The organism is Micromonospora sp. WMMC250 (assembly GCF_027460215.1).
GTDB lineage: Bacteria > Actinomycetota > Actinomycetes > Mycobacteriales > Micromonosporaceae > Micromonospora > Micromonospora taraxaci.
Window position 1 is genome coordinate 1523540 of the sequence record NZ_JAPZBJ010000002.1, and the last position, 11419, is coordinate 1534958.

8 protein-coding genes and 1 riboswitch are annotated in these 11419 nt (G+C 73.3%); of the genes, 4 read left to right on the forward strand and 4 right to left on the reverse strand.

Translation table 11 applies throughout. The features are described 5' to 3' along the window. Nucleotides 1–33: 33 nt before the first annotated feature. From O3438_RS06590 to O3438_RS06600, 3 genes are all read right to left on the reverse strand, one after another. The gene (locus O3438_RS06590) at nt 34–2265 is read right to left on the reverse strand and encodes a VWA domain-containing protein (RefSeq protein ID WP_269679078.1); all 2232 of its coding nucleotides are present in this window, start codon (nt 2263–2265) and stop codon (nt 34–36) included. Continuing rightward, complete coding sequence (gene cobN, locus O3438_RS06595) at nt 2262–5930, reverse strand: cobaltochelatase subunit CobN (protein WP_269679079.1); 3669 nt, start codon at nt 5928–5930, stop codon at nt 2262–2264. Before cobN ends, O3438_RS06590 begins: the two co-directional genes overlap by 4 nt. 260 nt (nt 5931–6190) lie before the next feature. Beyond that, nucleotides 6191–6367, reverse strand: a riboswitch (cobalamin riboswitch). A gap of 611 nt (nt 6368–6978) precedes the next feature. Continuing rightward, on the reverse strand, nt 6979–7314 hold the full coding sequence (locus O3438_RS06600; RefSeq protein WP_088989393.1) for a hypothetical protein: 336 nt from the start codon (nt 7312–7314) through the stop codon (nt 6979–6981). Between the two features lie 247 nt (nt 7315–7561). On the opposite strand from O3438_RS06600, the gene O3438_RS06605 reads away from it, so the two are divergent. Together O3438_RS06605 and O3438_RS06610 are read left to right on the forward strand one after the other, a co-directional pair. Further along, nucleotides 7562–8017 (forward strand): RNA polymerase sigma factor, encoded by a 456-nt coding sequence (locus tag O3438_RS06605; protein WP_442929572.1) that lies wholly within the window; start codon nt 7562–7564, stop codon nt 8015–8017. Continuing rightward, nucleotides 8010–8720, forward strand: a complete 711-nt coding sequence (locus O3438_RS06610) for a hypothetical protein (RefSeq protein WP_269679080.1) — start codon at nt 8010–8012, stop codon at nt 8718–8720. The genes O3438_RS06605 and O3438_RS06610 overlap by 8 nt, the downstream gene beginning before the upstream one ends. Here the strand turns inward: O3438_RS06610 and O3438_RS06615 are convergent. Next, entirely contained in the window at nt 8709–9554 is an 846-nt protein-coding gene (locus tag O3438_RS06615) for a helix-turn-helix transcriptional regulator (RefSeq protein WP_269679081.1), read from the reverse strand. The genes O3438_RS06610 and O3438_RS06615 overlap by 12 nt on opposite strands. 128 nt (nt 9555–9682) lie before the next feature. Between O3438_RS06615 and O3438_RS06620 the strand changes: the two genes are divergently transcribed. Both O3438_RS06620 and O3438_RS06625 read left to right on the forward strand, forming a co-directional pair. Beyond that, on the forward strand, nt 9683–10669 hold the full coding sequence (locus O3438_RS06620; RefSeq protein WP_269679082.1) for an aldo/keto reductase: 987 nt from the start codon (nt 9683–9685) through the stop codon (nt 10667–10669). A gap of 154 nt (nt 10670–10823) precedes the next feature. After that, nucleotides 10824–11294, forward strand: coding sequence for a hypothetical protein (locus tag O3438_RS06625; RefSeq protein WP_269679083.1), 471 nt, complete (start codon nt 10824–10826; stop codon nt 11292–11294). Nucleotides 11295–11419 lie beyond the last annotated feature (125 nt).

The following is an 11419-nucleotide window of genomic DNA, read 5'->3' on the forward strand; positions in this document are numbered from 1 at the left end:
TCCTGCGGTCTCGGCCCGCCATCGGTGCCCCCGTCACGCCGCGACCGGCAGCCCGGCATCGCGGGCCGGCGGGTGGGTGAGGGCGGCCAGCGGGTGGTGCGGCGCGTTCAACTGCGTCGCCAGGCGACGCGCCAGGTTCAGGCGTACCGGACCGCTCTCGCAGTCCACGACGACGCAGGGAGCGCCCGTCGCCGCCAGGACCGTCGCGGCTCCCGCCGCGCGGTCCAGCGGGCGGGTGCCGGCGGTGGCCCGGCCGTCGGTGACGACGAGGACGAGGGGACGCCGCTTCGGGTCGCGCAGGCGCTCCACCCGCAGCAGGTCGGCCGCCGCGAGCAGTCCCTCGGCCAGCGGGGTACGCCCACCGGTGGGCAGCTCGGTCAGCCGGGTCGAGGCGGCCAGCACCGACGAGGTGGCCGGCAGCAACGTCCGCGCGTCGGCGCCCCGGAAGGCGATCACCGCGACCTTGTCCCGCCGCTGGTACGCGTCGGTGAGCAGCGCGAGCACCGCGTCCTTCACCGCGGTCATCCGCTGCCGGGCACCCATCGACCCGCTGGCGTCCACCACGAACAGCACCAGGTTGCCCTCGCGCCCCTCCCGGACCGCCTCACGCACGTCGTCCGGACGCAACCGCAGGGGGCCGGTCAACCGACCCCGCGACGCCTGGTGCGGCGCGGCGGCGCGAACCGTCGCCGGCAGGTGCAGCGCACCCACCCGACCGTTGGGCACCCGGGCGCCGGTGGTGCGCCCCCGCCCGGTACGGGCCCGTGAACGCCGCCCGGGCACCCCGTCACCCACGCCAGGCGCGGTGAGCAGCCGGGCGGTCAACCCACCTCGGGGTACGGCCACCGGCTGCGCGTCCGCGCCACCGTCCCGCCCTCGGCGCGGGTCGGCGTCGGCACCGTCCGGCGCTTCCCGGCCGCCGTGCCGGGCGCGCCCGCCCCGGTCGTCCGCCGAGCGCGCGTCGCCGTCGGCCCCAGCGGGGCCGTCGGCCCTACCGGTGTCGCCGTCGGCCCCAGCGGGGCCGTCGGCCCCACCGGTGTCGCCGTCGGCCGCCGAGGGTCCGGCCGGGCCGGGCCCACGATGGTCGACGGACTCACCGTCGGATGTCGCATGATCCTGCGGACCGCCGCCACCCGGGCCGCTGTCGTTCGGGCCACCGTCGTTCGGGCCACCGTCGTTCGGGCCACCGTCGTTCGGGCCACTGTCGTTCGGGCCACTGTCGTCGGGGCCGTCGTCGTCGGGATCGTCGGGGTGGGCGTCCTGGGCCCGCTGCAACGCCTCGTCCAGGCGCTTCTCGTCCAGCCCGGGAGTGTCGAACGGGTCGCGGCGGCGGCGGTGCGGCAGAGCCAGCCGAGCCGCCACCCGTACGTCGTCGATGGTGACCCGGTCCCGACCGTGCCAGGCGGCGTGCGCCAGAGCGGTACGGGCGGTGACGATGTCGGCGCGCATCCCGTCCACGTCGAACGCGGCGCACACCTCGGCGATCTGCCGCAACGCGGCATCCGGCAGGCGTACCCCGGAAAGGCGGCGGCGGGCGGCGGCCACCTGGGCGGCGATCGCCGCGTCCGCGTCGGCCCAGCGTGCGGCGAACCCGGCCGGGTCGGCGTCGGCGGCGAGCCGACGGCGGACCACCTCCACCCGGACCTCCGGATCGCGGCTGGCACCCACCTCCACGGTCAGCCCGAACCGGTCGAGAAGCTGAGGGCGCAACTCCCCCTCCTCCGGGTTCATCGTTCCGACCAGCAGGAACCGGGCAGCATGGCTGACCGAGACGCCCTCCCGCTCGACGTGGCTACGGCCCATCGCCGCCGCGTCCAGCAGCAGATCCACGAGGTGGTCGTGCAGCAGGTTCACCTCGTCGACGTAGAGCACCCCCCGGTGCGCGGCGGCGAGCAGACCCGGCTCGTAGGCGCGTACACCCTCGCCGAGGGCCTTCTCCAGGTCCAGTGAGCCGACCACCCGGTCCTCGGCGGCACCCACCGGCAACTCGACGAGGCGGGCCGGGCGGATCTCGGCGGTCGCGGCGGCCGGGTGCGGCCCGTCCGGGCAGGCCGGATCCGGCTCGACCGGATCACAGCCGAAACGGCAGCCCGCCACCCGGCGGACCGGGGGCAGCAGCGCGGCGAGCGCGCGTACGGCGGTGGACTTGGCGGTGCCCTTCTCGCCCCGCACGAGGACCCCGCCGATCGCCGGGGACACCGCGTTGAGCAGCAGCGCCAACCGCATGTCCTCCATGCCGAGCACAGCGCTGAACGGATACGTCATGCCCGGTCCTCCAGGTCGCCCTCGCTGGCCAGGTAGGTGTCGCGCAGCCGGTCCAGGGTGGCCGGTTCGGGTTTGGCCCACAGCCCCCGGTCGGCGGCCTCCAACAGCCGCTCGGTGATGCCGCGCAGCGCCCACGGGTTGGACTGCTCCAGGAACTCCCGGGTGGTGTCGTCGAAGAGGTACGCGGCGGCCAGGTGCTCGTACATCCAGTCGTCGACGACACCGGCCGTGGCGTCGTAGCCGAACAGGTAGTCCACTGTGGCGGCCAACTCGAAGGCGCCCTTGTAGCCGTGCCGGCGCATCGCGGCGATCCACTTCGGGTTGACCACCCGGGCCCGGAACACCCGCCGGGTCTCCTCGCCCAGGGTGCGGGTCCGCACGTCGTGCGGCATCGCCGAGTCACCCACGTACGCCTGCGGGGACGTGCCGGTCAGGTGACGGACCATCGCCACCATCCCGCCGTGGTACTGGAAGTAGTCGTCGGAGTCGACGATGTCGTGCTCGCGGGTGTCCTGGTTCTTCACCGCCACCGAGATCCGGGCGAAGGACCGTTCCATGTCGGCCCGCGCCTCCCGCCCGTCCAGTCCGCGGCCGTAGGCGTAGCCGCCCCACACCGCGTACACCTCGGCGAGGTCGGCGTCACTGCGCCACGTCCGGGCGTCGATCAGCGGCAGCAGCCCCGCGCCGTACGCCCCGGGCTTCGAGCCGAAGATCCGCGCGGTGGCCCGCCGCTCGTCACCGTGCTCGGCGAGGTCGGCGGTGACGTGCGCCCGCAGGTAGTTGTCCTCGGCCGGCTCGTCCCGGGCGGCGACCTGCCGCACGGCGTCGTCGAGCAGCGCCACCACGTGCGGGAACGCGTCGCGGAAGAAGCCGGAGATCCGCACCGTGACGTCGACGCGGGGTCGGCCCAACTCGGCAGTGGGCACCACCTCGACGCCCGTGACCCGCCGCGACCGCTCGTCCCAGACCGGCCGGCAGCCCAGCAACGCGAGCACCTCCGCGATGTCGTCGCCCTGGGTGCGCATGGCGCTGGTGCCCCACACTGTCAAACCCACCGATCGGGGGTACGCGCCGGTGTCGGCGAGGTGCCGCGCCAGCAGGGAGTCGGCGAGGGCCACCCCGACGTCCCAGGCGTTGCGGCTGGGAATGGCCTTCGGGTCGACCGAGTAGAAGTTGCGGCCGGTGGGCAGCACGTTGACCAGGCCCCTGGTGGGGGAACCGGACGGGCCGGGCGGCACGAACCGGCCGTCGAGCGCGCCGAGGGTGTTGGTCAACTCGTCGGTGGTGCGGTCCAGCCGGGGGACCAGTTCGGTGGCGGCGAAGCGCAGCACCGCGGCGACGTCCGGGATCGGCTGCCCGGTCACCTCCGCGACCACAGCGTCGACGGTGTCCGCGTCCCAGCCGAGCGTCTCCATGCCGATGACCAGCCGCCGGGCGAGGGCCTCGACCAGGTCGACAGCGTCGGCGGCGGTGCCGGCCGGCCCGTCCACCACGTCGGTCAACGCGCTGGGCAGCGCCAGTCGTTGCCCCGGTGACGCGAGCAGCTCCTGTTCGTCGAGGCCGTAGGCGACGGCGAGGGCCTGCCGCAGACCGGGCAGAGCGTGTGCGCCACCCCAGATCTGCGGGGCGCGCAGCACCGCGAGGACCAGGTTGATCCGAGACTCCCCGGTCGGCGCGTCGGCGAGGATGTGCAGGCCGTCGCGGATCTGCACGTCCTTGACCTCGCACAGGTACCCGTCGAGGTGCAGCACGAAGTCGTCGAAGTCGTCCGCGTCGGGCATCGCCTCGGCGTGCAGGTCGTGGTGCAGTTCGGCGGCGCGCACCAGGTCCCAGATCTGCGCCCGCACGGTGGGCACCTTCGCCGGGTCGAGGGCCTGCACGGTGGCGTACTCGTCGAGCAGTTGTTCCAGTTTGGCCAGGTCGCCGTAGGTTTCGGCACGGGCCATCGGCGGCACCAGATGGTCGATGACAACGGCGTGTGCCCGCCGCTTGGCCTGGGTGCCCTCGCCCGGGTCGTTGACGATGAACGGGTAGACCAGCGGCAGGTCACCGAGGACCGTGTCGGGCGCGCAGTCGGCGGCCAGACCGAGACCCTTGCCGGGCAACCACTCCAGGGTGCCGTGCTTGCCCAGGTGCACCACGGCGTCCGCGCCGAAGCCGCCGTCGGCGGCCGGCGTGGCCAACCAGCGGTACGCGGCCAGGTAGTGATGGCTGGGCGGCAGGTCCGGGTCGTGGTAGATGGCGATCGGGTTCTCCCCGAAGCCGCGCGGCGGCTGGATCAGCAGCACCACGTTGCCGAAGCGCAGGCCGGCGAGCACGATGTCCCCGCCCTCGGTGTACAGCTCGCCGGGCGGCTCACCCCAGTGCTCCCGCATCCGATCGCGCAGCTCGGCGGGAACCTGGTCGAACCACCGCCGGTACGTGTCCCCCGGTATCCGGGCCTCGGCGGCGGCCAACTGCTCCGGGGTGAGCCACTCCACGTCGTGCCCACCGGCGGCGATCAGCGCGTGGATCAACGCGTCCCCGTCGGCGGGGGGCGGCGCGTCGCCCAGGTCGTAGCCGTCCTCGGCCAGCGCGGCCAGCAACCGGACCGCCGAGACCGGGGTGTCCAGCCCGACGGCGTTGCCGACCCGGGAGTGCTTGGTGGGGTACGAGCTGAGCACCACGGCCACCCGCTTGTCCGGGTTGGGAAGGTACCGCAGCCGGGCGTGGCGCACCGCGATCCCGGCGACCCGGGCGGCCCGCTCGGAATCGGCGGCGTAGACCGAGAGCCCGTCGGAGTCGATCTGCTTGAACGAGAACGGCACGGTGATGATCCGGCCGTCGAACTCCGGGATGGCCACCTGCATCGCGGCGTCCAACGGGGACAGTCCGGCGTCGCTGTCGGCCCACTGCTTGCGGGTGCTGGTCAGGCAGAGCGCCTGGATGATCGGCACGTCCAGGGCGGCCAGGGCGCCGACGTCCCAGGCGTCCTCGTCGCCACCGCCGGAGGCGTCCGCGGCGACCGCGCCGCCCGCCGCGAGGACGGTGACCAGCAGGGCGTCGCAGCGGGCGAAGAGCCCGAGCGGGCCGGACCCCGTGGTCAGCCCTCGCAACGAGCCGCAGAAGATCGGCAGCGGGTTGCCGCCGGCCTCGCGGACCGCGTCGGCGAGCACGTCGACGAAGCCGGTGTTACCGGCGAGGGCGTGCGCCCGGTAGAAGACGATCCCGACGGTGGGCTGCTCCGGATTCGTGGGGTACTCACGGTGCACGCCGTACGCCGGGGTGGGTGTGGGCGGGTCGAACCCCTCGCCGGTGAGCAGCACCGTGTCGGAGAGGAACCGGGCCAGCTGCCCCAGGTTGTCCGGCCCGCCCTCGACCAGGTAGGCGAGCGCCTGGCTGACGACCCCGGACGGCACCGTGGAGATGGCCATCAGCTCCGCGTCGGGCAGCGCCTCACCGCCGAGCACGACAGTCGGCACGCCGGTGGCGAGCACCGCCGCCAGGCCGTCCGGCCAGGCCTGTCGGCCGCCGAGCAGGCGTACGACGACGAGGTTCACGCCGTCGAGCAGGGCGGGCACCTCGTCGGCGGCGACCCGGGCGGGGTTGGCCAGCCGGTAGTCGGCGCCGCTGGCGCGGGCGGCCAGCAGGTCGGTGTCAGCGGTGGACAGTAGCAGGATGCGCACGGCGGGCTCCGGGGAGTGACGCCCCGGCCACCACGAGGGTGACCGCGACGATGCGGGTGGGTGCGGCGTCAGCCGGTACGACGGCGGGGCGGACGACTCGCGGGCGCGAGCGGCGGGGCCGGTCGGCGGCGGGCGGCGCTCAGCTCAGCGGAGCGTGACCGGTCGCGGGGGCGGTGAATCGCCCACCGTGCGAGCCATGACGAAGTTCGTCGATGAATGAGACGCCGTGCGTCATCGGGTCCTCCTCGGGTGTCCACGCCCTGGGGTACGTCCCGACGGCCGAAGTATCCTGGCTTCCGGATCGACGCTCTCCCCCGGCCTTCCAACCGCAGACACACGGCCGTGGCGCACGAGGGGGGATCACTCCCCGGTGACAGTGGCGGGACCGCGTCGGAATCGCACCGACTTCCTTCACTGCCGTCAGGCCGCGAATGCTGCCACACCCCTGCGCTGCGGGTCAACGCCGCTCCGACCCGGCCCGACGGCCGTCATCCATCGAACTTCAGCGATTACCGTGACGGCGGATGCGCGCTGTCGCAATGCCCCGGATGAATGCCCCGGGCCCTTTGCTCTGCATACCTATCCGCACCGGACACGGACCGTCACCGGTGCCTCCAGGTATGCAGAGCAAAGGATGGCCGGACCTACTCTGGCCTGCGCCGATCGCCCGTCGGAACGGTGCCGCGCGGCACCGTCACCCACGATCGGCGCACGCCGCAGCAACGTCCGCGATCAATTCCGGAGGTCGATCACCATGGTCGCCCCGCAGCTCCACCACCTGGCCGGCCATGTCTGGATCTGTCCGGGCGATCCCGACCCGGAGGCCGTCCAGGCCGGCGTCGCCGTCGTGGTCGACGAGCGCGGCGATGTGATGATCGACGCCGGGCAGAGCCCCGCGCACGCCCGCGAGATCCAGATCGCGCTCGCCGCCGCCGGGCTACCGCAACCACGCTGGCTCATCTCCACCCGCACCCGTCCACTACCTGGACGAGCAGGTGCGCGCCGAACAGGCCCGGTCAGCCGTCGAGGACGCCTGAGCAGGCGAGCCTCACCGGGCGTGGCGTTCCGGGTGGGCGCGGTTCCACACCCGCATCCGTTCCGGGTAGCCGGTGCGGGCGGCCTCGTACAGCGGCACCGCGTGCTTGCGGGCGATGGTCCCCGCCGCCCGGGGCGTACCGGTGCGCCGGCGGATCCACTCACCGTCGTGGGCGATCGCCACCACGGTGGTGTCCGTCGCCGTGGTCTCCGGCTCCAGGTAGAACTCCACACCCCGGCGGCTGGCGACGAACGCCTCCAACGCCGCGAGGTCCTCGCGGGTCGCCTCCCGGTCCAGCTTCGTCGGGGTCGCCTCGGCACCCCGTGCCCGGCGATTGAACCAGCTCATGACCAGCCCCTCTCCTCGACACCTCTCCCAGTGCACCACCGAATCCTGGCAATACGCTGCACGCCGGGTGGGAGCAACCTGACCCGCGCCGGGTGGAACCCGCGACGCGTGGGCGGTGTCATGAGTGTGATCCGAACGGAGGCCTCCCCTGGACGACGACACTCTCGTCACCCGCGCTCGGGCCGGTGACCTGGAGGCGTACGACCTCCTGGTCGCCCGGCACACCGCGTCCGCGTACCGGACGGCGGTGCTGCTCGGCGCCGGTTCGGACTCCGAGGACGTCACGCAGGAGGCGTTCGTGAAGGCGTACCGCAAGCTGTCCCGTTACCGGGGCGACTCGTCCTTCCGCTCGTGGTTGCTCGCGATCGTCGCCAACGAGACCCGCAACCTGCACCGGTCCCGGGGCCGGCGGGACGGGCTCGTCCTGCGGGCGGCGGCGGCCGACCCGACGTCGGAGATCGCCGAGGACGGGGCGGTCGGCGCGGTCCTCGCCGGGGAGCGCCGGGATGCGCTGGTCGGGGCCCTGCGGCAACTGCCGGTGCGGGACCGCGAGGTGATCGTCTGTCGGTACTTCCTCGATCTCACCGAGGAGGAGACGGTGGCGGCACTGGGCTGGCCCCGGGGGACGGTGAAGTCGCGCACCTCCCGGGCGCTGGCGAAACTCCGCGGCCTCCTCGACCGGGAGGAGGTCCGGCATGGGTGACCTCGAACGGGAGTTGCGCGACCTGTCCGCCTGGCTGGAGACACCCGAGCCGCCCGACGTGACCGCCCGTGTCCGCGTACGACTCGACAGGCCCGTGCGCCGGTGGCGTCCGCTCGCCGCGGCGGCGCTGGTCGCCCTCTTGGTCGCGTTGGTGCCGCCGACGCGGGCCGCCGTCGCGGACGCCGTCGCCGGGCTGCTTCGCTTCGCCGGTGTCAGCATCGCCACCTCGTCCGCCCCGACGCCGGCCGCCGGCACCCCGTCGCCGTTTCCCGCGCAGCGGACCGTCGCCCTGGACGAGGCGCAGCGGGCGGTGCGGTTCCCGATCCGGCTACCGGCGTCGTTGGGTCCTCCCGAGCAGGTGCTGGTCGCCGATCCCGACCCTTCGGGTGTCTGCCGGGTGGCGACGCTGCTCTACGGCGGGGGCGCGCTGCGCATCGACGCGTTCGACGGTCGCCTCAACCTGGCCTTCCACAAGGAGGTCACCCCGCCGGGGGCGGAGTGGACACAGGTCGGCGGTGACTTCGCGGTCTGGGTCGACCGACCACACGTGTTGTCGTACGTGGACCGGGCGGGCGAGGTCCGCGAGGAGACCGCTCGACTGGCCGCCTCGACGCTGATCTGGCGGGACGCCGACGTGAGTTACCGGCTCGAAGGGTCCCTCAGCAAGGCCGACGCGCTCGAGATCGCTCGCTCACTGCGCTAACGCCGGGAACTCCTCGACCCCCAGCACGCGCAGCAGCTCAAGCTTTTCCCGGGCCTCGGCGTCGGCCGGCGTCAGCACCAGCAGCTGCTGGCCGAGGTCGGGGGTGACCAGGGTTTCGCAGTCCATCGTGACGCGGCCCACGCGCGGGTGCAGGAACGTCTTGCGGTCGGCCCGGCGCACCGCCACCTCGTGCTCGGCCCACAGCCGCCGGAAGTCGTCGCTCGCAGACCGCAACCGTTCGATCAGGCCGGTCACGGCCGGGTCGCCGGCCCTCCGGCCGGCCACCGCGCGCAGGTCCGCGACCTGCTGGCGGGCGTGCCGTTGCCACTCCTCGGGGCCGTGGAGGTCGCGGATGGCCGGGTCGGTGAAGTAGCGGTAGGCGACGTAGCGGCGGTCACCGGTCAGCCCGGTGTGGTCGCCGGTGAGCAGGATCGACATGCGGTTCTGCGCCAGGACCTCGCCGAGGTCGGACAGGACCATGGCGGGGGTGTCGCCCACCAGGTCGAGCAGGCGGACCAGGCCGGCCCGGGCCAGGCGCGCGATGCCGTCGGCGGGCGGCGGCTGGTGGCCGGCCAGGTGGAACAGATGGCTTCGCTCGTCGTCGGTCAGACGCAGGGCCCGGGCCAGGGCGCCCAGCAGCTGGGTCGACGGCTGACTGCTGCGGCCCTGCTCAAGGCGGACGACGTAGTCGACGGACATGCCGGCGATCATGGCGACCTCCTCGCGGCGCAGGCCGGCGGTGCGGCGGCGAGGGCCGTCGACGATGCCGACCTCGGCGGGGCGGATGGCCTCGCGCCGGCGCCGCAGGAAGTCGGCGAGCTGCTCACGCTGCATGCGTCCATGCTCCCTCGGGACTGGGCACCGAGCCAGGGAGTGGCGCTCCCACGATAAGCGCTCCGCTGCCGGCGGGCCGGAAAGCGGCGCATGGTGGAGCCGAGATCGACCGATGAGGGAGAGTTTCGATGCAGACACGCACTCTGGGCAACACGGGTCCCACGGTTTCCGCGGTAGGGCTGGGGGCGATGAGCATGTCGGGCGCGTACGGTCCGGCCGATCGCGAGGAGAGCATCGCCACGGTACGGGCCGCACTGGACGCGGGGGTCACGGTGGTCGACACCGGTGACTTCTACGGCATGGGGCACAACGAGCTGCTGCTGTCGGAGGCGTTGCGGGGACGTGACCGGGACAGCTATCTGCTGAGTGTGAAGTTCGGGCAGCAGGTGGGGCCGGGCATGCGGTTCGCCGGTCAGGACTCCCGCCCGGCTTCGGTGCGGAACTTCCTGGGCTACTCACTGACGCGGCTCGGCGTCGACCACGTGGACATCTACCGGCCGGCCCGGCTCGACCGGTCGGTGCCGATCGAGGACACGATCGGTGCGATCAAGGAGATGATCGACGCCGGTTACGTACGGTATGTGGGGCTTTCCGAGGTTGACGCGGAGACCGTCCGGCGGGCGCACGCCGTACATCCGGTTGCTGATCTTCAGATTGAGTATTCGCTGCTGTCGCGGGCGGTCGAGGCCGACGTGCTGCCCACGCTGCGGGAGCTGGGCATCGGGCTGACCGCGTACGGGGTGCTGGGCCGTGGCCTGCTCTCGGGGAACTGGGTGCCGGGGCGCGCGGACGATCCGCGTAACCACAGTCCCCGCTTCTCCGCCGGGAACGCGTCGCACAACCTCGCCCTGGTCGAGGCGTTGCGCAGGGTCGCTGACGCGAAGGGGTGCACGGTGGCGCAGTTGGCGATCGCGTGGGTGGCGGCGCAGCACCCGTCCATCGTTGCGTTGGTCGGTGCGCGCACCCGGCAGCGGCTGACCGAGGCGTTGCCGGCGTTGGACGTGAACCTGTCGGCCGATGATCTCGAAGAGATCGAGGCGGCCGTGCCGAAGGGCGCCGCGCGCGGTGACCGTTACCCGGCGGCGTTCATGTCGAGCCTCGGCGTCGGCAACTAGTGCCTCGTCGGGCACGGGTGGCGCACCACCGGGCCACGACGACGCAGTAGGAACCCCGGGGGCCCGGGCGGTGTCGGAAAGACGTGACGAGTCGTCGACGGATACCGGAAGGGTCGAGATGGTTTCCTGGGGCAGATTGACGCTGGCATCCTCGATGGTCCTGCTGACGGGGTGCACCACCACGACCAGCGGCGCGGCGCCGACGGCGGGTGCGGCCACCACCGCCAGCACCCCGACTGCCTGCGCGGCGCGGGTCGAGACGGGGTCGCTGCCGGACTGGGCGGACGCCGGGTTCAGCGGGGACGCCCGCGTCCCGCACGTCTTCGGCGCGAAGGGCGACATCGTGGCGGTGCTGTTCGCCCACCCGCTGCGGCAGCACCGCGAGGACGGGTCGAACAACAAGATCCTGTGGGTGGCCCAGGCCTCCACGACCTCGCCCGACCCCGCCGCGCCCGCGACGCTGGTGATCACCGCGACGCTGGACGGCACCGACACCACCGTCACCCGGGAGGTCGCCGGCGGTCCAGGTCCGTCGATCATCGACCTGCCCCAGGCTGGTTGCTGGCGTCTGGACCTGCGCTGGTCCGGGCACACCGACACGATGGACCTGGTCTACGCGCCCTGAGCCCACGGCCCGCCCTCGACGCCCCAGTGGTCCGCCCACGGACGGCTATGCTCGAGGCATCGGCACCGATCCGGCCATCACCGGGGAGCCTCCGGAAGAACGGGCACGTCAACGCCCCAGTAGAA